This window comes from Klebsiella sp. KE9456, assembly GCF_043832615.1.
GTDB classification, from domain to species: domain Bacteria; phylum Pseudomonadota; class Gammaproteobacteria; order Enterobacterales; family Enterobacteriaceae; genus Klebsiella; species Klebsiella indica.
Genome location: NZ_JBDYQK010000029.1, coordinates 1 through 22,701, shown reverse-complemented (window position 1 = coordinate 22,701; position 22,701 = coordinate 1). Strand labels below are relative to the sequence as shown.

Here is a 22,701-nt window from a genome sequence, read left to right as displayed (position 1 = left end):
TATCCCCTTAATGGGCGCGAGCGGAGTGAGCGGTAAATTTCTCTCCGACGATCAGGTTAACGATATCCGCCAGGCTGGTATCACGGACCTGCCGTTCGGCGACGCTGGTGCCTTCATACATCACCATAATGCGGTCACAGACGAGAAAGAGATCCTGTAGACGGTGGGTAATCAGAATGACGCTGACGCCGCGGGCGCTTACCCGCTTGATCAACGCTAGCACCGCCTCCACTTCGGCTACCGCCAGCGCGGCGGTGGGTTCATCCATGATCAGCACTTTAGGATTGAACGCGGCTGCGCGGGCAATGGCGATAGCCTGACGCTGACCGCCGGATAAATTACGCACCATCACTTTGGTATCGGGGATCGAGATCCCTAAACCTTTTAGCATGTTGCGCGCGTCGGCATGCATTTTGGCTTCGTCAAGAAAGGGGAGGCCGAGGATTTTTTTAATCGGTTCTCGGCCCATAAACAGATTACCGGCGACGTTGACGGTATCGCACAGCGACAGATCCTGATACACCATTTCGATCTGGCAGCGACGGGCGTCGGATGGCGTCAGAAATCGCTGCTCGACACCATCGATACGAATTGTACCGCTGGTGGGAACAACCGCGCCGGAGAGGATCTTGGTTAGCGTGGATTTACCGGCGCCGTTGTCTCCCACCAGTCCCAGCACTTCGCCGGGAGCGAGCTGAAGATTAACGCCGCGCAATGAGCGTATCGAACCGTATGTCTTGGTGATGTCCACCATTTCGACGCGGGCCGGTGCTGCCTGTTGATGCATGCCATTACTCCCAAAAATGTATAGATGGTCGATGACGTTGCGGTCGGGCGGCGTATCATCCGGCGGTTCACTTCTTGTAAACCGGTTTACTTCATGATGACACGACGCCCTTTGGTTTCTGCTGCTGTATTCGGTACTCGTTCGCCATGGTGATTAAAGCAGCAAACGTGCCAGTTGCAGGAAAGGTGGCGAGTAAGTCTGCTAACTGTATGAGTAAACAGCGATTATTAATGATGTGTTAAGTAAACCGGTTTACTTCGAGCGGAAGGTAAAAGCGGATGTGGCGATAAAATGTGCTAAGAGTGTGCAAAAGATGCTCTGATTTAGTGCATCAATGTGCGAATAGAGTCTCTGGCGATCCATTCGACGGGCAAACGGGTTTGATCCGCAACGCTTTCGCCGCGCAGCAGACGTAACATCAGATTGACGGCGGTGTGCCCCATTTGATGGGCCGGCTGGCGGATTGTCGAAATCCGTGGCTGGGTGAATTCGGCGTAGCTGGCGTCATCGAAACCCACGACCGATAACGCTTCCGGCGCCTGCAGATGCCGGGCGCGTAGACCGTCAAGTATCCCCAGCACCAGAAAGTCGCTGGCAGCGAAAATTGCGGTTGGCGGTTCATCATAAGAGAGCAGATGGTCGAGCGCACGGGCGCCATATTCACGCTCATATTGACCATACATCGCCCATTCTGGCGGGCAGTTAAGCCCCGCCAGCGCCAGCGCCTCGCAAAACCCCTGATAACGCTCGCGTACGCTCATTAACGCGTCCGGGCCACCGATAAAAGCGATGCGGCGGTGTCCGGCGGCGATCAGTTGCTCGGTGGCTAACCGCCCGCCCTGTAGATTGTCGGCGAAGACTTTGGGGGCGCTGCTGCCGGGAATATCTTCATCCAGCAGCACGATGCGCTGGTGGCGCTGAATTTCACGGCGGAGCAGGCCATCATCGGGGCGGTTGGTGGTGAAGAGCAGACCATCGACCTGGCAGGTATCCAGCCAGCGAATAAACTGGCGCTCCTTTTCTGGATTGTTGCGAGTAATGCACAGCACCAGGCTATAACCCTGTGCGGACGCCGCTTCTTCCGCGGCATCCGCCAGTTCGGCGAAAAAGGGGTTGGTGATATCAGGCAGCACCAGCCCCAGGGTTTCACTACCGCCTTTGCTGAGGCGGCGTGCAAGGCTGTTGCCGCGATAATCCAGCTCACGAATCGCGGCCTCTATCCGGTCTGCGGTGTCTTGAGGTAGCGCCAGGCTGCGGTTGAGATAGCGCGAAACCGTGGCTTTGGAAACGCCTGCTCGCTGGGCGACATCGGAAAGAACGACTCGTTTTTTTATCATGGCGGCATTGCTGATAGTGTCGGAACCTTATAAGTAACATAGAGTGTGGTTAAGTTATACTTTTCTGTTGAACCGTTGTTCAGGTTGTCATGATCGATAAGAGACGCTCGCTGACTCAGAAAATATAGTTTTTTCTTATGTCTTCCTGAAATAACACTTTTGCCACTTGACAAGTCGGCACAAAACGCGAATTTTAATAACCGTTCCCGACGTTGCTTCTGCTTTTATGTTTTCCCTGAGATAAATGGATGGCAGGGAAGGCCTGCTGCTCGATCATTACCAGAACGCTATTCCGGCGTCTGTATTTCGTTATTCGTCCCGCCTGAACATTCCCCGTTTTCCGGGGTTAACCATCCTTTATCTTTTGTCGAGGGCGTTATCTATGTTACTCAACACCAGCAAAAAAATGGCATTAATGGTCGCATTCAGTCTGTCTGCCCTGTTTTGGGGAAGAGCGTTTGCCGCCGCACCAACTTATGCGTTAGTACAAATTAACCAGCAGGCGTTGTTCTTTAATGAAATGAATAAAGGCGCACAGGAAGAAGCCAAAAAAAGCGGTAAGGATTTAGTTATCTTTAATGCTAATAATAATCCGGTGGCGCAGAATGATGCGATTGAAAACTATATTCAGCAAGGTGTAAAAGGCATTATGGTTGATGCCATTGATGTTAATGGTATCATGCCTGCGATAAAAGAGGCGGCGGCGAAACATATTCCGGTCATTGCTATTGATGCCGTACTTCCTTCCGGGCCGCAGGCTTCACAGGTCGGCGTGGATAACGTCGAAGGCGGTAAAATCATTGGTCACTACTTCGTGGATTACGTCACTAAAAATAGCGGTGGGAAAGCGCGAATCGGTATTGTTGGCGCGCTAAACTCGGCTATCCAGAATGCGCGCCAGAAGGGGTTTGAAGACACGCTAAAAGGCCATGATGGCATCTCTGTCGCCAGCGTTGTCGACGGGCGCAACGTTCAGGATGACGCGATGACCGCCGCGGAAAACCTGATCACCGGTAACCCGGATCTCACCACCATTTATGCCACTGGCGAACCGGCTTTGCTGGGCGCAATCGCGGCGGTGGAAAACCAGGGTAAACAAAAAGAGATCAAAATATTCGGTTGGGACCTCACCGCTCGCGCCATTACCGGTATTGATGGCGGTTATGTCACGGCGGTATTGCAACAGGATCCGCGCAAAATGGGGGAGGAAGCGGTGAAAGCGCTGAATGCGATTGCCAGCGGTAAGACCGTTGAAAAAAGCATTTACGTACCGGCGACGGTAGTCACGAAAGCGAACGTCGACAGCTACCGTCCGCTTTTTAAATAATCCGCGGGCCTCACGCGTTGTTTTGCAACAGTGAGGCCAGTATGTTGGCATCGGGAAAGGCTTGCAGGGTGCCGCTACGGCTGATGGTTAATGCCGCTGCACGGCTGGCGTGACGCAGAGCCAGTTCATCAGGGCGCGTTTCCCTGCGCAGGGCGGAGGCCAGCATCACCGCCAGGAACGTATCGCCTGCGCCGGTGGTATCGACGACCGTTGTCGGTTCGGCGGCGACGTCGATAATCCCCTGATGGTGATAGAGTCGGGCGCCCAGCGCGCCGCGGGTTTCCACAATCAGCGTGGTGGCGGGGTCAGGATGTAGCAGTCGGGCTTCGTGTTCGTTAAGTACGGCGATATCGACCAGCGGCCAGAGATCGGCAAACGCCGGGTGTACCGGAGAAGGGTTAAAGACCGTGACCATCTGTTTACGGCGGGCAAGCGCGAAGAGCGAGCCGGTTTTTGCGGCAGAAAAATTTCCCTGTTGCAGCAAGATATCGCCGGGGCACGCATTGGCTAACAGCGGTTCGATTATATCGAGCGTGAGGGCTTCCGCGGCGGCAGTGGTGGTCATAATGGCATTATCATCATCTTCGGTGGTGAAAATAATTGAGGTGTCGCTATGCGTTGATATTGCGTGCTGGGGATAAAATAATAATGACTCCTGGCGAAGGGTATTATGTATCCATTGGCCATAATAATCATTGCCGCTACCAGCGATTAATGTCACTGGTAGTCCGCAGCGGGATAAAACAATGGCCTGATTAGCACCCTTTCCGCCAATATCCTGGGCTGTTTTTTCGCCGTGCAAAGATTCTCCTTTTTGTGGTAACGAGGCACAGCGCCAGATTTCATCGACAGTGATATTACCGACAACATAAATATGCATAACCGATTCCTTTAAATATGAGGTTGATTTATGAGTGCTATATCAGCAGGAAAAAGTAGCGCAATTCAAGATGTTTTTTCACGAAGTAAAGCGGTTATTGGTGTTATTCATTGTGCACCTTTTCCTGGTGCGCCAAAATATCATGGGGAAACTGTGTGTTATATTATTGAGCGTGCCTTGAAGGATGCGGAAAATTATCTTGAAGGCGGCGTTCACGGCTTAATTGTCGAAAATCATGGCGATATTCCTTTCTCAAAACCGGAGGATATCGGCCCGGAAACCGCAGCGTTAATGGCGGTAATCACCGACAATATTCGTCGTCGTTTCCCGGTTCCGCTGGGAATTAACGTGCTGGCGAATGCGGCCATTCCCGCGCTGGCGACAGCGCTGGCGGGCGGGGCTGATTTTGTGCGCGTTAACCAATGGGCCAATGCTTATATCGCCAATGAAGGTTTTATCGAAGGCGCTGCGGCAAAGGCGTTGCGTTACCGTAACCAGCTGCAGGCCAATCACATCCGCGTCTTTGCCGACAGTCATGTTAAACATGGCAGCCACGCTATCGTTGCCGATCGTTCGATTCCTGAACTGACCCGCGATGTTGAGTTTTTTGAGGCCGATGCGGTGATTGCCACCGGGCAACGTACCGGCGATAGCGCCACGTTGTCGGAAATTGATGAGATCCGCAGTGCTACCTCGCTCCCTTTACTGGTCGGTTCCGGCGTTACGCCGGATAACGTGGTGGAGATCCTTAGCCGTACTCAGGGGGTTATCGTCGCCAGCACTCTGAAAGAGGAGGGCGTGTGGTGGAACCCGGTTGAACGGGCGCGCGTGAAGCACTTTATGGCCGTGGCTCAGGCGGCGCTGGAGGAGGAGTAATGGAAACGTTCAGCGACCGTTTATTGCGAGAACATCAGGCGCTGTGGCAGGCGATGCAGCGGCATCCATTTGTGGAAGCGATAGTGGAAAATCGGCTGGCCGAAGAGGATTTCCATCGTTATCTGGTCTATGAAGGTGACTTTGTGGCGACGGCGGTAAAAATCGTGGCGCTTGGTGTGAGCCATGCGCCATCTCTCTCCCGGCAACGCTGGCTGATCGGCGGCCTGAATGCGTTGGTGGACACTCAGCTTGGTTGGTTTGACGCGGTGCTGGCACGACGTGGCGTGCAGAAGGAAAAATACCAGCCGATCCCGCCGGGGATCGCGCGTTTTCATCATGGCATGCTGCTGGCTGCGCAGCGCGGCGGCTATGCCGACATCATTACTCTGATGTTCGGCGCCGAGTGGATGTACTATCACTGGTGCGCCCGCGCCGCCGCCTGCCCGCAGGCGGACAGCGACCTGAGCGCCTGGCTGGAGATACATGTTGACGACGCCTTTTATGGTCAGGCCTGCTGGCTGAAAGAGGAGCTCGATTGCTGCGCTCAGGGGCTGGATGACGCGCAAAAGCAGCGTCTGTCGGCCCTGTACGCCGATGTTCTGCGCTGGGAAATTGATTTTCACTCCGCCATGCTGGCGACCTAAATAAATAAGCGGGCGCGCCGTTGCGCCCGCCGGTTCAACGTATTCGCCGTTCAGCAAGCCGCAAGATGCCCGCCGCCAAAATCGATAAAGCGCTGTTGTTCCCCCCGCCAGCCGAGGGGTTTGATGGGATCGGGACGTTCCGGCGCTGGACTGGCGATACGCGCTTCCCGTTTGCGCTGGACGTCAGGCATGGGAACGGCGCTGAGCAGGTGCCGGGTATAAGGATGCTGTGGATGGTGCAGCACCCTATCGCGCGGGCCGATCTCAACGATCTGGCCGCCAAACATCACCGCCACGCGATGGCAGATGCGTTCCACTACCGCCATGTCATGGGAAATAAACAGATAGCTGAGCTGGTAGCGCTGGCGCAAATCCTCCAGCAGCGTCAGCACCTGCGCCTGTACTGACACATCCAGCGCAGAGACCGATTCATCGGCGATAATCACTTTGGGGTTTAGCGCCAGGGCGCGCGCGATACAGATACGCTGGCGCTGGCCGCCGGAAAACTGGTGCGGATACCGCCGCATCGCGTCTGTCGGCAGGCCGACCTGCTGCAACAATTGCGCCACCCGCTCTGCGCGCCGTGCTGTTGGCGTCTGCTCATGAATCAATAGCGGTTCGCCTACCAGATCGAAAATGGTTTTGCGAGGGTTGAGTGCTGCCCAGGGATCCTGGAACACCATCTGCAAATCACGTCGTATGGCTCTTAACGCCTCACCCTGAAGGCCGTGTAGCTCCTGCCCGTTAAGCTGTGCGCTGCCGCTAAACGGCACCATATTCATCAACGCCTTTGCCGTTGTGGATTTCCCGCAACCGCTTTCACCGACGAGGCCCAGCGTTTCGCCGGGGAAAAGATCGAAGCTGACGCCTGCCACGGCATGGACTTCGCGGCGTACGCGCAGGCCGTCGCCGCGCACTGGGAAGCGTACACTGAGGTCGCGGATGCTGAGCAGAGGCTGGATTTGTTTAACCGGCGCCAGCGCGGGGGCCTGACCCAGCACCGGTACCGCCTGCAACAGTTGGCGGGTATAGGGCGTCTTTGGTGAGGTAAACAGCGTCTTTACCGGGGCTTGCTCCATGATGTTGCCGTGATTCATGACCAGCACATCATCGGCCATTTCTGCCACAACGCCCATATCGTGAGTGATCAGTAGCAGGCTGGTAGAAAATGTCTGCTGCAGCTCGCGCATCAGGTCGAGGATTTGTGCCTGGATAGTGACATCAAGGGCTGTTGTCGGCTCATCGGCAATAAGTACCTGAGGCTGGCACAGCATCGCCATGGCGCTGACCCAACCGCGTCGTTCACGGTGGTCCAGCGTTAGGTATGGCGAGTGCCACCGCGGATATCAACAGGATGTCGGGAGCGCGCAGGTTCATTTAGCGGGCGCTGACAATGACATGATTTACATTGTACCTTTAACCGTTGTGTCCGCTATTTTTATCCCTTCTTTACTGAAAGGCCGTTGCGTTGGAGCGGCAGGTATCTCTTGCTTAACGATATCAATCGGAATATTCGCCAGTTCAGGAGACGGTAATAACAGGGTAAATGAGTCAACTATAGTCATATACGGGAATACGCTTCTGGGAATTCACGGCGTCGCCGCCTTCCTGCAACTTGAATTATTTAGGGTATATAATTACTTTAAAATGTCGTTAGACTATCAGCGTAAGTGTATCATACCCCCAGAATCACAGTTTCAGGTGGCATATGAGCGAGCATACATCTCGTACCGCTATTCTTGTGGATGACCATCCCCTGGCGCGCATGGCTATTCGTGGTGTACTGGAAAAACAGAACATTGTCATCATCAAAGAGTATGAAGATGGGGCAGCGGCTCTGCAGGCATTAACGAAAACGGCAGTGGATATAGTCGTTGTGGATGTCGAAATTCCAGGTATAAATGGCGTTGAGCTGGTGGAGAAACTCAGAGCGCAGCGTTTTACCGGTATATTAATCGTTGCGTCAGCAAAAAACGATCGTTATTACAGTAAACGCTGTGCGCAGGCGGGCGCGAATGCGTTTATTAGTAAAAGACAAGATATGGAAAATATTCTTGCCGCGATTAATGCAGCGCAAAATGGTTATAGCTATTTTCCTTTTTTCCTCGAAGAGTCGTCTGCTGCGTTAACGGACAGCCAACGTCTGGAGTCACTTTCAACGCAGGAGATGAAGGTGATGAGCTATGTGCTAAGCGGCCTTGATAATTCTCAGATTGGCGAGGCGATGTATATTAGCGGTAAAACGGTGAGTACCTATAAAACGCGGTTAATGGAGAAGTTAGGCTGTAAATCGTTAGTCGAACTCCTCTCTTTTGCCCATCAAAATAAGCTGACCTGACGATGAATCCGTGGCTTGTGATACTCCTTATCATCTTTGTCGCAAGCGCACGTGCTGTTTATGCGCAAGGTGAGCCTCCGGTTGAACTGGAGCTCTCAGGTTATAGCTACATCACGCCGGTACCCGTCTATTTGAGCGAGGATGACAGGCGTTGGTTGCAGCAGAAACGGGCGTTACGGGTTGGGGTTTATCAACCGGGGCAGACTCCTCTGGTGCAAACAATGCTCACCGGGCGCTACCGTGGAATGAATGCTGATTATCTGACGCTAATCCATTATTCGCTGAATATCCGAATCGTCGTTCTGGCCTATCAAAATCGCACCGATGCGATGCGCGCGCTAAGAGCGGGTGAGATCGATACGGTGTTGACCGGCCTTGACAGTCGCATATTCGCTGAAGAGGGTATTGAGAGCTCAGCCTCACTGGTGCATTCCTGGCCCGGGCTGGTGACATCTCTGACGAATGTGATGGCCCCCTTACAAAGTCCGCAAAGTACTCGTGTTGCGGTTGTTGACGGCTATCCCGATGCTGATTTCATTCATCAGGCGTTCCCCAACGCTGAGATAGCGAATTATACCCGCTATCAGGAGGCGCTGAGTTCCGTTGTCAACGGGCAAAATGCGTGGTTTATGGGGGATTCACTGACGACCAGCACCTGGCTTTCTCAGGAGTTCAGCCTGGCGTTGAGTACGGTTAAATATTGGTCTGCGCCGCAGAAAACGAGCCACTTTTTATTTTTATCGGCGCAGAGACGCTTGCTGAGTATTATCAACAGCACCATCAGCGCCATAGATGAAAATCAGCACGGACAAATTGCTCAGTCGATGATCGATAAAGGCAATCTCTCTTTTCTGCTCGAACCGTTAAATCTGACCCCTCGTGAAAAGCAGTGGTTAAAAAATCACAAAACGCTACGCGTGATTATTAATCCATGGTTTGCTCCTTACACCATGACCGACAGTAATCAGGAAATACGGGGAGTTGTGGGCGATCTTCTGAATCTGATTAGCCTGCAAACCGGTCTGCAGTTTGAAACCGTTGTCGTCAAATCGAATGAAGACATGATTTCAGCGATGAAAAAGAACAACTGGCATATTGTGCAGGCTGCCGCCTATGATTTGAGCCGTGAAAACGATCTTTCCTTTACTCACCCTTTTATTACCACCCAGTTTGTTACCGTTGTCAGAAAGGAGGACGCTCAGGCGATAGCGCTTCAGGCTGGATCGCGCGTGGCCATCAGCGCCGCGAGTACTTTACTGATGAAACTGAAAGCCCAATATCCGGGTATCCGCTGGCAAGAAGTGGAAAATTCCAGTGTGGCGCTCAACCTTGTCGCCACGGGGGAAGTGGATGCTGCGATTTCGAATCAACTGACTGCCCGCTATTTTAGCGAACATTATTATCCCGACCAGCTTACGTGGCTTCCTCTGGTGGACGCCGATCCAGCGGTAATTAGTTTTGGCGTTCCCCGCTCTGAGCCGGAATTGAGACAGATCCTTGATAAAGCCCTTGACGATATACCACAGAAAGAAGTTTTACAGATTGTCAGCAAATGGATACGTCTGCCGGATGTCAGAATAGATACCTGGGAGTTATATAACCGCCCCTTCTATCTGGTAGCGGCGCTGGCTGCGCTGTTGGTGATAAGCACCTTACTGTGGGTGATTTATCTGGCAAGGGAAGTGAGTATAAGAAAGAACTCACAACGTTTACTGGAGATGGAAAAGAACAAAGCGCAAAAGGCGAATGAAGAGAAGCGGGAATTTCTCTCCCATATGAGTCACGAGATCCGCACTCCAGTAAGTGCCATCGTGGGATTTCTGGAGCTCCTGCAGCTTTCTACGGTAAGCCTCAGCCCTGAAGATAAAGCCTCGGTTGATCATGCAGCTATGGCTTCACGCTCATTGTTAAAACTCATTGGCGAGATCCTCGATCTGGAAAAGATCGAATCAGGTTTGCAGGAGGTGGTGCAGAAATGGGTGAATTCGGATGCCCTGATAAGAGAGAAAGTCCTGCTTTTTACGGCGCTTGCTGCGCAGAAAGGGATAGAATTGCGCTATGACTCGCATCTGGATCCAAAAGAAGCAATGCAGTTTGATCCACAGTTGTTGGGACAAGTGCTGACTAATCTTATCGGCAACGCGGTAAAATTTACCCGGCATGGCCGCGTTGAGGTATCTGCGAGAAAACATAATCATCTTCTGACGATTTTCGTCACTGATACAGGACCCGGTATTAGCAGTGAAGAGCAGCAGTCGTTATTCATGCCATTCAGCCAGGGGAAAGTGGGTGTGCGTCATCGAGGTTCTGGGCTGGGCCTGGCGATTGCCCGCGCATTGATGAAGCAGATGGGCGGAACCATCGAGCTGCAAAGCGAACTGAATCGGGGAACTCGCGTGATGCTGAATTTATCGGTGCAAACTTCTTATCAGGCTATCCCCGACCCTGCGGAAATCGTTTCCTCACCTTCGGTTATTGGGCGATCGCTGCGGGTATTAATCGTCGACGACCATCCCTCCAGCCGTCTGTTGCTAAAATGCCAGCTTGCCACGCTGGGAATTGTTGCGGATGAAGCCGGGAATGGCGAAGAGGCATTACGCTATCTTCAGCAGGATCGTTATGATTTATTGATTACTGATCTTAACATGCCGGTGATGGATGGCATTGCGCTTACCCGGCAGGTGAGACGTTTTGATAGCGATCTTCCAGTCTGGGGGCTGACTGCCACGGCGCAGCAACATGAACGCGAACGTTGTCTTGCGGCGGGAATGACGGATTGTCTTTTTAAACCGGTTACCCTCGCGCAAATCTCTCATTTGTTAGCCGGAGTGAGTCAGACGAACCGGGCGAGGTTTGATGAGAAGCGGCTCGCCTTGCTGGCGCAAGGTAATCGGGCGCTGATGCTCACCGCACTGCATGATGCACAGCGGGAAAATCGACGGGATTTGGCTGCCGCCCGGGCGACCGCACGGGATGGGGATTACCTGTCAGTGAAGCATCATATTCATCGTCTCAACGGCACAGCCCAACTACTGGGAGTGAGTGAATTGATAAATATCGCTCAGTCGCTGGAAGATCGGTTGCCCGAGGCTATTTCTGCGGCAGAACTCCTCGATGTTTTTGACCGAATCGAAAGTTCGCTCAATGAGTTGGATCACGACATAGAAAAATTCCATCCATAGCCCCTCTTCCTACATCTGTAGGCGCCCCCTGACAGAATAATAAGCCGCCGCTGATGTTACTCTACTGTTAGCCAGGTAAAATTAACCCTGTTCCGACGCAATATATTCGGTTAACTGTTAATAGAATATTATCTAAGAAAAATCTAAATTCATGGTTATTGCAAGTTCTGGCTATCAAATATCAATAGATCATTAAGTTGTGCCTATGTGTTATGATAGTTTTAAATTCTATATTTTAATTTATTAATGGTGATTTACTTTGGTTTTTCATCATTATTGTGGATCAATGGTCTGTTGATGATAAAAAGATAGTAGAAACGATCGTTTTTAACAGTGTGACTGAAATCCATTACTTTTATGCTGTCATAAAAATTTATTTTCTGTAAATTTTACATCGAAACACGAGAGGGATTACTGACGTTAAATAACAAAGGGGATTACGCCGAAAAGGTAAGTTTTATGGATTTGTCAGACGCCATTTTTTCTGATGATTACTTTTTTATCGTCGGCATCAGTGCGTTGTTAACGCCGGAGTTGATTGATGAAAATTACTATATTATAGATATTGATACGACAAACCTGTCAGAAGTGCGAAAACGAATATTTCCTGGCAGGAAAATTATTGTGTTTATCACCAACGATCTTGACTACTATGCATTAAAGCATATGGCGGATTTTGTTTTTATTGATAAAAAATGTCGATTGAATGAGATTCCCTCTTGTTTGCTGGTCAAGAATTCACAATATAATTACAGAGTTAAATATTCACTTTCTCGTCGGGAGAAAGAAGTCCTTTCTTGTATGCAACAAGGACTGGATGCCAAAGAAATTGGCAGGCAATTAGGGATGACGATGAAGACATTTTATACTCATCGGCGCAGCCTGATTTTTAAACTACGGCAAGGCAATCGCGTTTCGCTGTATCAGAATATTGCGCGCAGCGAACTTTATAAGCAGAACACTTGCGAATATAGCTGAATGTTATGCCGTATTAAACAATTTTTTATGGAGGTACAAGACACAAGAATTTTTTTAGCATGTCTCTTTTTTTACAATTTAATTAACTATCTGGAATTTATATATGAAAAAGATTGCACTGATTTCTGCTCTTATGTCTCTGTCCGTATTTCAGGCGGCAAATGCTGCTGATGGAGTGATTAACTTTACCGGGAATATTACCGGTACAGCATGCGTGGTTGATACTTCTGCTATTGCTCAACCTGTTGATCTCGGCACTATTTCGACCGCGACATTTGCCGGTGGTAATGGCGCGACGGCGGCGGCAAAACGTTTTAACATTGTACTGAAATCCTGCCCGGAGAGCGTTTCCAGCGCCAGCGTTCGCTTTGATGGCACAACGAATACCGCGAATCCGTCTATTCTGGCGCTAAGCAGTGGGCAAAGCGCATCCAACGTCGGTGTGGCTATTTATGAGCAGGATAGTACCACGCTCATTCCAGTCGGTTCTTCCTCAGCAAGCGTGACTCTGCAGGAAGATGTTAATAACACGCTGACTTACTTCGCTAAATATATGGCAACGGGCACCGTTGGCGCAGGAACGGCAAATTCTTCTACGTCATTTACCGTGACTTACCAGTAAAAGCAGGGCCCCTTGTGGCCCTGACTCTCTCAGGATCTCTTCATGTTTCAGAAAGTATTAAAAAAAGTCGTGGTGAGTCTGTTACTTGTCTCAGCAACGGCGATCAGTGGCGTGGAAATAGGCGGTACCCGACTTGTTTATAACGGTAGTGGCCATCAGGCGGCTATCAGTGTGAGTAACCCGGATAATACACCGTATTTAATTCAGTCATGGGTCAGTAACAGTGAAAACAGTGACGATGGTGATAGTATTTTTATTACCACGCCGCCGTTATTTAAATTAAACCCACATGCACAGAATTCGGTTCGCGTAATGTTAACTGACAACACCGTACCTCAGGACAGGGAAAGTGTATATTGGCTGAATATTAAATCAATACCATCATCATCGGCGGATGCGAAAAACGCATTGCTGATTGCAGTAAAAAGTAAAATGAAGATTTTTTATCGCCCGGCGGGATTAAAAGGCGACCCTTCATTAGCTTATCAGCAATTAACTTTTTCAACGGCTGGTGGAAAGCTGAATGTGCATAATCCGTCACCTTATAGCGTGTCGCTCTATGATGTGAAAGTTAATGGCAAAGAATTAGAAAAACCTCCAATGGTTTTACCATTTCAAACCGTATCGCTATCTCAGGCAGCGGTAACTGGTGGTGAAGTATCGTGGCGTGCGATCAATGATTTTGGAGGTATTACGGCTGAACATAAATTTAAAATTTAGGTTAATCATTCATGCTCCATGTCAATGCTGTGTCAGGTTATGTGAAATTAACTCAGTTATCTGTGCTTATTTATTTATGCATGCACGCTCCTGTGCTACTGGCTGAGGATTATTTTGCCCCGGATTTTATTGAAACCCGTGGAAATGTTCCACGTGATATCGATATCTCCCGTTTTAGCAAAGCCGACGGGCAGATTCCCGGTGTTTATCATGTCGATGTTTATCTCAACGGGAGCTATGTCGACTCACGCGATATCACTTTCATCGGTAATGAAAGTGATTTGGTGCCGGTTCTGACACGTGCAGATTTTACCCAATGGGGCGTGAAACCGAATGCGCAGCCTGGCTGGATGGATGTGCAGGAGTCGGCATCGGTCGAAAATATCAGCGCTCTCCTGCCCGGCAGCCAGCTTCATTTCCAGTTTAATGGCATGCGGCTTGAGCTCTCCATGCCGCAGGAGTATCTGCGACGGGATCCTCAGGGATCTGTATCGCCAGTGCAGTGGGATGATGGGCTGAATATGCTGTTTTTGAATTACAACTTTTCTGCTGCTAATAACCATAGCAACGGCAACTCACGGAACGACAGCTATTTAAATCTGCGCAGTGGTTTCAATGTGGGAGCCTGGCGGCTACGTAATTATTCAACCTATAACAACAGCGATGGAGTGAGTCGCTGGAACACTATCGGTACGTCCCTTGAGCGGGATATCAAAAAGCTGAAAAGCCAATTTAGCGTAGGCGACGGTTATACCCAGGCCGGCGTATTCGACAGCGTTAATTTTCGTGGCGCCCAGCTTTATTCCGATGATTCGATGTTGCCGGAAAGCGTGCGTGGGTTTGCCCCGGTGGTACGCGGTATCGCACAGAGCAATGCTCAGGTCACCATACGTCAGGGCGGGAATATTATCTGGCAGTCTTATGTTCCCCCGGGACCTTTCGTGATTGACGATCTTTATCCTACCGCTGCCAGCGGCGATCTCGACGTCTCAGTACGCGAAGCGGATGGTTCGGTGCATCAGTTTATCCAACCGTTTTCTGCGGTACCGGTGATGCAACGGGAAGGTCAGTTCAAATATGCGCTGGCGGCGGGGAAATATCGGGCGGCAAATGACCAGGATAAGGAACCGACATTTCTGCAGACCACGCTGAGCTATGGTTTGCCGTGGGATACGACGGTCTATGGCGGGATGCTGTTCTCCGGAAATTACCGGGCTGGCGCATTGGGTATGGGTAAGGGGTTTGGCGATTTTGGCTCACTCTCTTTTGACACCACGTTTGCCCGTTCGCAATTACCCGAGAAGACACAGGAAGGGGTTTCGCTACGCGCGCAGTATGCTAAAGATTTTGCGACAACGGGGACGTCCCTGAGTCTGACGGGGTATCGCTATTCCTCATCGGGCTTTCGCGATTTTCAGGAAGCAAACGGCGATGTAAATCCGTTTCGCATCGCGGACGATGAAACTCGTCTTGATGACAACTGGCGCAATCAGCGTAATAAACGCAGTAAGGCGCAAATCACGCTGAATCAACGGCTCGGCGACTGGGGCAACGTTAATCTCTCAGCCTGGCAGCAGGATTACTGGGGCGGTGATAGCGAGCGTAGTGTTAACCTGGGATACAACACCAGCGTTAACAACATCAATTATGGCCTGAACTACAGCTACTCGAAAGGCCCATGGCGTCATGACAACGATCATATTGTCGCTTTTACCGTGCAGATCCCACTCTCACGTTTTCTGCCGGACAGCTGGATGACCTTATCTGCTAACAGCAATAAGAAAGGAGATACCGTTTCACAGATGGGATTATCTGGTGCAGCGCTGGAAGACAAAAACCTGAGCTGGAACGTACAGCAGGGCTATAACAGCAAAGGCTCCGATACGATGGGGAGCGCCTCGGTTAATTATAAAGGTCGTCATGGTGAGTATCAGCTTGGCTATAGCTACTCTCGTGATAACAGTCAGTTTTCCGTTGGGGCAATGGGCGGGTTGGTGGTTCACCCGTATGGTATTGCCGCGACTCAGCCTCTCGGTGAGACCCTGGCACTGGTAAAAGCGGATAACGCCGCCGGGGTGAAGGTGGCAAATAACAGCGGTATCTACACCGACAATAAAGGTTTTGCCGTGGTGCCATACGTCACGCCGTATCGGCAGAACAATCTATCGCTGGATACCGCGACATTGAATAAAAATACCGATGTGCTCAATGACACTCGTACGGTAGTCCCAACTAAAGGTGCTTTGGTCCTGGCTGATTACCCCACCGTAACGGGTTACAGAATCATGTTGCAACTGACCGGGAAAGCGATCCCTTTCGGGGCAACGGCCGAAATTAAAAACCGCGACAACGTGACGGATGGAATTGTTGATGAGCGTATGCGGGTCTGGCTAAACGGCGCGCCGGAAAAGGGCACCGTAGAGGTTCGCTGGGGAGGCGAGAGCTGTCATGCAACATATCAGATAACGCAGATTTCAGACAAAACGCACAACGTTACTGCGCAATGCCATTGAGCAGGAGAGAAAGAAACATGAAACATATTTTAGTCACCCTGATTTTTGCTGTACTGGGGATGTTTTCCCATGCAGTCCGGGCCTGGGATTGCACAACATTAACGTCGTCAACCACCGTATCGCCGCAAAGTATTACAATATCGCGAGATTTGCCTGTTGGCGCAGTTATTGGCACGCAGCTCGTGACCCCGACAATTAATGCGTTTAGTTGCTACGATTCTGCGGAGGGCGTTATCTCTAATCAGGTTTTAGGTGTGAAGGCGAACGGTACCTTCGATTCGATGGTGAACGGTTTGCGCGTTTATAAAACCAACATCGACGGTATTGGCTATGCGATATCGGGTTCAACGACAAAATGTGCGGGCGGTAGCGCGGCGGTCACCGGCAGTAATACGCTCCGGGGAGATGTTAATACCGCCAGACTCTGTGAGAACACCACCGGAATGGTGAGCTCCACCTTGAATGGCACTGTCACGGTGACGTTTTATAAAACTGCAACAGAAACTGGCTCCGGAACGATAACCGCCAAAACGGTAGGTGCGCTGGTCCTGTTGAATAACTCATTGCTTTGGCAATCCCCGGATGCCGCCGTCAATATCAATGCGTTTACGGTTACCACACCAGCCTGTAAGCTGACGACGGCATCAATACCTGTTGATATGCGTGAGGTGGATAAAAATGAATTTAATGGCAAAGGATCCACGCCCGGGGATGCATACACTCAGTCGTTTAATCTGCCGATGACCTGCAATGCCGGAACGAAGGTTAGCGTGAAGATGGAAGGGAATATTTTTGATGCGACTAAAGGGGTGATTAATACCACCGGAGGAACAGACGCTGCCACTGGGGTTGGGATCCAATTGCTTTATAACAATCAGCCGATGGCGTTGGGTTCCGATGTCGCCGTTGGCGCGTCCTCTGCTGGTGGATCATTCAGCGTGCCGCTCAAAGCGCGCTATTATCAGACCGGCGATCGCGTGACTACCGGTAGCGCGAACGGTGTGCTGTCATTCACGATGACGTATCAATAGTGATATTGTCAGCGCCCAATGGTATTTTATTCAGCCGTTTGTCGCGGTGGAATATCTGAGAACGCTGAATTCAGGTGACGCGTGTTGCCAGATTTCCCCGCCGATGGCGGCGGGGCCGATTTATCAGAACACGTTAAACTTATATTCGATAATCACTTCCGAAGAGAGCGAGTTAGCGCGACGGTAATCACCATCGGTAAGCACCGGGGTTTTGCCACTCATCTTATACGACCAGCCCGGTCCAAACATCGCCCAGACGGTGAGATTTTTCAGCCTTGGGTGCGACGGCACCCAGCGGCTGAAAGCGTTGATTTCCCCCGTGCGAACATGATTGCCGCGGTAGTTGAACTGGGCAATATTGCCTGCCAGGCCGATAGCCAGTTCTGGTGTCAGGTTGTAGTCCGACATATTCGAGAGCACCAGTTCGCCATCGCGCATATAGTCATTACCGGCATAGGCCATGGAGGTAAAGGTTCCCCGCGAGTTTTTGCTCATATGACGCGGATAGAAGCCCACCGCGTTGGCCTTGTTGGCATCGGTATAGCCCAGACCCCATTTGGTACTCCATCTATCGTCCTGCCATTTAACATCCATGGCGATATGCCAGGCATCGTCGTCAAAATCACGCTTGTTTGCCGGCATGGCTTTGTACGCATCCAACGCGTGAGTAGCGTACACCTGGGTACCAATGTTCAGCGCTTTTATCGGCTTGAGATTGGCAAACAGAATATGGCGGCGCAGATAGTCATCGCTTTCGCCATAGCTGTATTGCATGTTCAGCCGTTCGCTTTTCCACTGAATATCGCCGCTGGCGATATGGTTAATATAGCCCCCACTGTTGGTCTGGAAGCGCTTCTTATCCGGTGAGTTACGATCCATTGCGCTTTCAATGTAAGCGCCGCGCAGGGTGAATGGGCCGTAGTTCACGGCGCCGGTCCAGCCAAAGTAGGTGGTCGGAGAGAGCCGGGTTGAATTGGATATTACGCCAAAATTTTTCATCGTTTGCCAGCCCCAGCGGCCATTCAGCCCGACGCCTTCCAGTTGGTATCGCAGCTTAACGTTGCGTTGACCGAATTTTGAAAAGCCTTCAGCATTACTTTTTTTATTACCGCTGCCGTTGTTGTAGAGCACGCCGCGGGAGTTAAAGTAATCGCTGGCACCAAGCTTTACCGCGCTATACCAGGTCGCGTCAAAGCCAATAATATCGGCAAAATAGCCGGACTGATAATCAATGGCGACCCCCTGACCCCAGGCATTGTGGACTCTTTTCGGCCCGCTTTCTTCTTCCTTCAGATATTTCCAGTAGTTTTTAAAAGATACGTTCATATGTGACTGGCTAAATAATGGATCCTCGAGCACGGTGTCGACCATATCGCATTCTTTAACGTTGCTTTGTTGGGGGGCGGACCAGACACTGGCGGGAATTACCAGCATCATAATGGCGATTGTAATAGTATTGAATTTCATAATAAACCCCAGAGTCGGGACGTAGTTATTCAGGCGAGGTCATTTCGCCTGAAGCCTGCCGTAATGAATAATTAAATGCGAATATTATTGTTTGTCGAGAGCACGTTTCCCGGCTTCAACATACTTCATCGTGCCGATTTCAGGAATGATATATTTACCGTCGTTATAAATTATTTTTACCACGGCAGCATTGGCGAGCGGTTTATTTTTTGCGTTATCGTCCGTTAAATCTGAAATCATAATTTGCATTGCGGTACCGGATGAAATCGCCAGCACATTTTTTTCCCCACGCGCCTGCGCATTCTCAACGATAGTGCGCAGGGCTGCCTGGGTGCGGGTTTTTACCTGCTGATAATTTTCCGCCATTCCTTTTGGATCGGCAGCAGCCAGCGCATTTTGGTTGGTATCGACGGATAGTTTTCCTGCTTTCATTTGGCTGAAAAGCGCCGCGCCATCTTTAAGACCTAACTGCCTGGCACCTGCCGCAGCCATCTCTTTGTTATAGCCACCTTCGAAACCGCCGAAGAACGCTTCACGCAAACCGCTTAGCTCAGTGAGTTGGTAATTACTTACTCCGGCTTGTTTGAGGATAACATGCATGGTTTCACGCTGACGTCCGGCATCGCTGGAATAAAAACTATCAAATGGAATGCCTTTTAACCCCTCGCCAAGATAGCGGGCAACGCGAATGCCGTCTTCGGTGAGCGGTGAATCGGCCCAGCCTTGAACACGGTCAAACGTATTCAGCAGTGTTTTTCCATGGCGAGCGAAATAGATATTCACGCCATCGTCATGTTTAACTTCAGTCGCAGAGCAGGTTGCTGCGCCTGCCGCCATCATTAATACGACTATCCATTTCTTCATATTATTCTCCATCTGAATGGTCTTTTTATATGCAAAAAAAAACCTACGTCAGATACCCGATGTGGAACATAAATAACATTATGTTCGCCGGTGCTATCCGATGTAGGTTTCGCCTGCTCTTAACAGTAACAATCCAACACCGGAGACGTTATCACTAAAGATGAGAAAAGGCATCTTCTGCGTATTATGAATATCAATAAATGTGATCATCTTCATGACGGTAATTCTGATGGTAGGGTTTTATTCTGAATTTAATTTTCGGACTAATAGGTGATTTTGAATTGGGATTATTATCAGGGATTGAGCTTTGTCACAAAATTCAGTGATTGCGACTGGACTCTTCCACGCTCTGACGTTATTTTCCTCTCTCTATCTGGGATTGTTACTGACCGCAGGCAAAACCTAAGATTCTTGTACGTCAATTTGGCTGACGACAGGCGTCTTAGGTTTTTTTTTGTCGAAGAAATAGCTCTGCTACCCAATAAGGAGTGAAGATGAGAACGAAAATCCTGACCGCCGCCATTTTGGCGCTATCTTCCGCCAGCGTACAGGCTGCTGAAAAACCGCTGAAAATACTGCTGGTTAATGATGATGGTTGCCAGTCTGTGGGCACGACCTCGTTGCAGGAAAAACTGGCCGCCAAAGGGTATGACGTCTGGATGGTGGCGCCGACAACCAACCAGAGCGGTATTGGTTCGGCAATTACCTTTAAGACGGGTAAAATTTTTGACGTTAAAAAAGTTGCTGACAAGCGCTACTGCTTTCCGGGAACGCCCGCGGATGCGCTGGATTTTGGCCTGTGGGGCGTTCTGAAAGATACGCCGCCGGATCTGGTTATTTCGGGTGTCAACGATGGCCCCAATACCGGTATGGCGCAGGTTAACTCCGGTACCGTGAGTGCCGCGGCCCGTGCTTTACGCTATGGTTTCCCGGCGATAGCGGCCAGCATTGGTTATCGCTTCACGGAAGAAGAGATGAAAAACAAGTGGCCGAGCACGCATAAATATTGGCCCGATTCAGTGGATTATGTTGTCTCATTGGTGGATAAACTGAATGCCGCTCATAAACCGGGTAACCCAATTTTGCCGCAGGGATCGGGACTGAGCATTAACTATCCGCCGCTGCCGTCGGCTGAAATTAAAGGCATTCATTATGTTGGGAATGAACAATTTCCTGCGCCGCAGATTGGTTATGAACTACTCCCTGATGGCACGGCAAAACAGACGATGAATCCGGAAGCGATAAAACCAGCGGAAGGAGATAATGATTCAGGCTGGTTGAACAAAGGATATGTTACTTACACTCTGTTTGATGGTTCATGGAATGCGCCGCAATACCAGGCGCAATATGAGACTCTGCTCGGAAAATGACGATATAGCGATATGCAATATAAAGAAGACGCGTCAATCCGCGTCTTCTCCATAAACTGATGATGAATATTATTCGTTGAAGAACCAGTATCCCTGATTAATTAAACGAGTCAATTCGGTAATAAAGGCCGGGTTGCGTAGCGCCGTCTCACCCAATTCATGTTTACTCAGGAGCGTATAGCGGCAAAGCGCGTCCAGGGCCTGAGGGTCCGTAGGCTCCAGTTGTTCACTATTCACAAAGAAACAATCGCCGATATGTAGTACGCGCAGGCCGCTCAGGCGAGTCAGCATTTCGCCGCCCAGTAGCGCATCGACAATTTCTTCTTCTTCATAGGGCGGTTCAGCAGGTGCAATATCCAGTTCGTGACGTGAAGTGGTGGCGAAGCTGCCAAACCACTGCGTGAAATCTTGCGGCTGGCTAATCATTTCGATCATCATGCCGCGCAGACGTTCGAGTTCATACTCTTCCACCCTGCCCGGATGTTGGCGGCAGGTTAAATCCGGATCGCTGTAGTGCTCGCTGCCGAGATCATTCTCCAGCACGTAATCAGCAAAACTGCTGATTAAATCGCGACCATTTGGTCCCCGGAAGCCGACAGAGTAGTTCAGCGCCGTTTCGTGGGTAATCCCGTCATGTGGGAATCCCGGTGGGATGTACAGAATATCGCCGGCGCACAGATTCTCATCAATAATCGGCGGGAACGGCTCGACATGTAATAGCGCTGGATGTGGGCAGAACTGACGCATCGGCAGTTTATCGCCCACTCGCCAGCGACGGCTGCCCATACCCTGAATAATAAAGACGTCATACTGGTCGATATGCGGGCCGACTCCGCCTCCAGGCACCGAAAAGGAGATCATTAGATCGTCCAGACGCCAGTCTGGCAACACGCGGAAGGGGCGCACCAGTTCTGCTGCGGGCATATGCCAGTGGTTTACGGCCTGTGCCAGTAATGACCAGCCGGTTTCGCCGAGATCATCAAAATGTTCAAATGGACCGCTGCTGGCCTGCCATTGGCCGTGCTCCAGGCTTACCAGCCGACTGTCGACTTCTGGCTCCATAGCTAACCCTGCCAGCTCATCTGGCGTAATCGGATCGACGAAGTTCGGGAAAGCGTTCTTTAATACTACCGGCTGCTTTTGCCAGTATTTTTCTAAAAACTCGGGCCAGTTAATGTTGAGTTGATAAGCCATAGGTTTACACCAGATAAGAAGAAACGGCCCTGATTATAGAAACATGCAACCACACGCCGCTTTGTCATGGGTCAAGGCTGTTGCTTAAGTCGTCAACCGGGCGTAAAGATGCAGAAAAAAGAAGAGTCGACGAGGACAATGCTAATTTTCACAAAGTGTTATTTTTGACGGAAAGTCGCGACAGACCATGCAATATCTGGCTTTGTTCTGTTTCGTGTACATAGACAGTTGTGGCTAAAAGATTAAATTATGAGCGGTTGATAAGTTTTTTGTATTTTAAGGGTTGCTATATCCCGGGAGCTCCCTATAATGCGCCTCCACTGACACGGCAGACGTGAATCACTTCACAAACAATCCGGTCGGTTGCAGAGAAAAATCCTTAAATAACGGGTTGACTCTGTAAGAGGAAAGCGTATTATACGCCACCTCGCGACAGGCGCTCAAGCGCGTCGCAACTGCTCTTTAACAATTTATCAGACAATCTGTGTGGGCACTCAAAGTGACATGGATTCTTAACGTCTTCGGACAATAAATGAATACCAAGTCTCTGAGTGAACACGTAATTCATTAC

At 50.4% G+C, this 22,701-nt stretch carries 17 protein-coding genes and 1 pseudogene; 11 read left to right on the top strand and 7 right to left on the bottom strand.

What is annotated here, in order from left to right; all coding sequences use genetic code 11:
- Positions 1 to 7 precede the first annotated feature (7 nt).
- Together ABK821_RS22245 and ABK821_RS22240 are read right to left on the bottom strand one after the other, a co-directional pair.
- Positions 8 to 754, bottom strand: coding sequence for an ATP-binding cassette domain-containing protein (locus ABK821_RS22245; RefSeq protein WP_138362994.1), 747 nt, complete (start codon positions 752 to 754; stop codon positions 8 to 10).
- 356 nt (positions 755 to 1,110) lie between these two features.
- The gene (locus ABK821_RS22240; RefSeq protein WP_142502791.1) at positions 1,111 to 2,124 is read right to left on the bottom strand and encodes a LacI family DNA-binding transcriptional regulator; all 1,014 of its coding nucleotides are present in this window, start codon (positions 2,122 to 2,124) and stop codon (positions 1,111 to 1,113) included.
- A gap of 382 nt (positions 2,125 to 2,506) precedes the next feature.
- Here ABK821_RS22240 and ABK821_RS22235 point away from each other — a divergent pair, with 382 nt between their 5' ends.
- A complete protein-coding gene (locus ABK821_RS22235) occupies positions 2,507 to 3,451 on the top strand; it encodes a substrate-binding domain-containing protein (RefSeq protein WP_142502965.1) in 945 nt (314 codons plus the stop codon).
- A gap of 10 nt (positions 3,452 to 3,461) precedes the next feature.
- On the opposite strand, the gene ABK821_RS22230 is transcribed toward ABK821_RS22235, so the two are convergent.
- On the bottom strand, positions 3,462 to 4,331 hold the full coding sequence (locus ABK821_RS22230; protein WP_343178870.1) for a PfkB family carbohydrate kinase: 870 nt from the start codon (positions 4,329 to 4,331) through the stop codon (positions 3,462 to 3,464).
- A 30-nt stretch (positions 4,332 to 4,361) separates the two neighbouring features.
- Here ABK821_RS22230 and ABK821_RS22225 point away from each other — a divergent pair, with 30 nt between their 5' ends.
- Both ABK821_RS22225 and ABK821_RS22220 read left to right on the top strand, forming a co-directional pair.
- Positions 4,362 to 5,207, top strand: a complete 846-nt coding sequence (locus tag ABK821_RS22225; protein WP_343178869.1) for a BtpA/SgcQ family protein — start codon at positions 4,362 to 4,364, stop codon at positions 5,205 to 5,207.
- Positions 5,207 to 5,851, top strand: a complete 645-nt coding sequence (locus ABK821_RS22220; RefSeq protein ID WP_343178868.1) for a TenA family protein — start codon at positions 5,207 to 5,209, stop codon at positions 5,849 to 5,851. Before ABK821_RS22225 ends, ABK821_RS22220 begins: the two co-directional genes overlap by 1 nt.
- 50 nt (positions 5,852 to 5,901) lie before the next feature.
- Here ABK821_RS22220 and ABK821_RS22215 read toward each other — a convergent pair.
- A pseudogene (locus tag ABK821_RS22215) lies at positions 5,902 to 7,134 on the bottom strand (dipeptide ABC transporter ATP-binding protein); the annotation flags it as partial.
- 425 nt (positions 7,135 to 7,559) lie between these two features.
- Here ABK821_RS22215 and evgA point away from each other — a divergent pair.
- The 7 genes from evgA to ABK821_RS22180 all read left to right on the top strand — a co-directional run bounded on the left by evgA (position 7,560) and on the right by ABK821_RS22180 (position 17,235).
- Positions 7,560 to 8,189, top strand: a complete 630-nt coding sequence (gene evgA, locus ABK821_RS22210; protein ID WP_343178867.1) for an acid-sensing system DNA-binding response regulator EvgA — start codon at positions 7,560 to 7,562, stop codon at positions 8,187 to 8,189.
- A gap of 2 nt (positions 8,190 to 8,191) precedes the next feature.
- Positions 8,192 to 11,371 (top strand): response regulator, encoded by a 3,180-nt coding sequence (locus ABK821_RS22205; RefSeq protein WP_343178866.1) that lies wholly within the window; start codon positions 8,192 to 8,194, stop codon positions 11,369 to 11,371.
- Between the two features lie 459 nt (positions 11,372 to 11,830).
- Positions 11,831 to 12,349, top strand: coding sequence for a LuxR C-terminal-related transcriptional regulator (locus ABK821_RS22200; protein WP_343178865.1), 519 nt, complete (start codon positions 11,831 to 11,833; stop codon positions 12,347 to 12,349).
- 103 nt (positions 12,350 to 12,452) lie between these two features.
- Positions 12,453 to 12,971, top strand: coding sequence for a fimbrial protein (locus tag ABK821_RS22195; RefSeq protein WP_138362984.1), 519 nt, complete (start codon positions 12,453 to 12,455; stop codon positions 12,969 to 12,971).
- A 42-nt stretch (positions 12,972 to 13,013) separates the two neighbouring features.
- Positions 13,014 to 13,691, top strand: coding sequence for a molecular chaperone (locus ABK821_RS22190; RefSeq protein ID WP_343178864.1), 678 nt, complete (start codon positions 13,014 to 13,016; stop codon positions 13,689 to 13,691).
- Positions 13,692 to 13,702: 11 nt separating this feature from the next.
- Positions 13,703 to 16,204 carry a fimbria/pilus outer membrane usher protein gene (locus ABK821_RS22185; RefSeq protein WP_395034167.1) on the top strand — a complete coding sequence of 834 codons (2,502 nt, stop codon included), beginning with the start codon at positions 13,703 to 13,705 and terminating at the stop codon, positions 16,202 to 16,204.
- Between the two features lie 17 nt (positions 16,205 to 16,221).
- A complete protein-coding gene (locus ABK821_RS22180; RefSeq protein WP_343178862.1) occupies positions 16,222 to 17,235 on the top strand; it encodes a fimbrial protein in 1,014 nt (337 codons plus the stop codon).
- Between the two features lie 123 nt (positions 17,236 to 17,358).
- Here ABK821_RS22180 and ABK821_RS22175 read toward each other — a convergent pair whose 3' ends face one another.
- Together ABK821_RS22175 and ABK821_RS22170 are read right to left on the bottom strand one after the other, a co-directional pair.
- Positions 17,359 to 18,702 carry an OprD family outer membrane porin gene (locus ABK821_RS22175; protein WP_138362988.1) on the bottom strand — a complete coding sequence of 448 codons (1,344 nt, stop codon included), beginning with the start codon at positions 18,700 to 18,702 and terminating at the stop codon, positions 17,359 to 17,361.
- A gap of 84 nt (positions 18,703 to 18,786) precedes the next feature.
- Positions 18,787 to 19,566 (bottom strand): histidine phosphatase family protein, encoded by a 780-nt coding sequence (locus ABK821_RS22170; protein WP_138362989.1) that lies wholly within the window; start codon positions 19,564 to 19,566, stop codon positions 18,787 to 18,789.
- A gap of 494 nt (positions 19,567 to 20,060) precedes the next feature.
- Here ABK821_RS22170 and surE point away from each other — a divergent pair, with 494 nt between their 5' ends.
- Positions 20,061 to 20,936 carry a 5'/3'-nucleotidase SurE gene (gene surE, locus ABK821_RS22165; protein ID WP_138362990.1) on the top strand — a complete coding sequence of 292 codons (876 nt, stop codon included), beginning with the start codon at positions 20,061 to 20,063 and terminating at the stop codon, positions 20,934 to 20,936.
- 69 nt (positions 20,937 to 21,005) lie between these two features.
- Here the strand turns inward: surE and ABK821_RS22160 are convergent, their stop codons facing one another.
- A complete protein-coding gene (locus ABK821_RS22160) occupies positions 21,006 to 22,130 on the bottom strand; it encodes a cupin domain-containing protein (protein WP_343178861.1) in 1,125 nt (374 codons plus the stop codon).
- Positions 22,131 to 22,701: the final 571 nt, after the last annotated feature.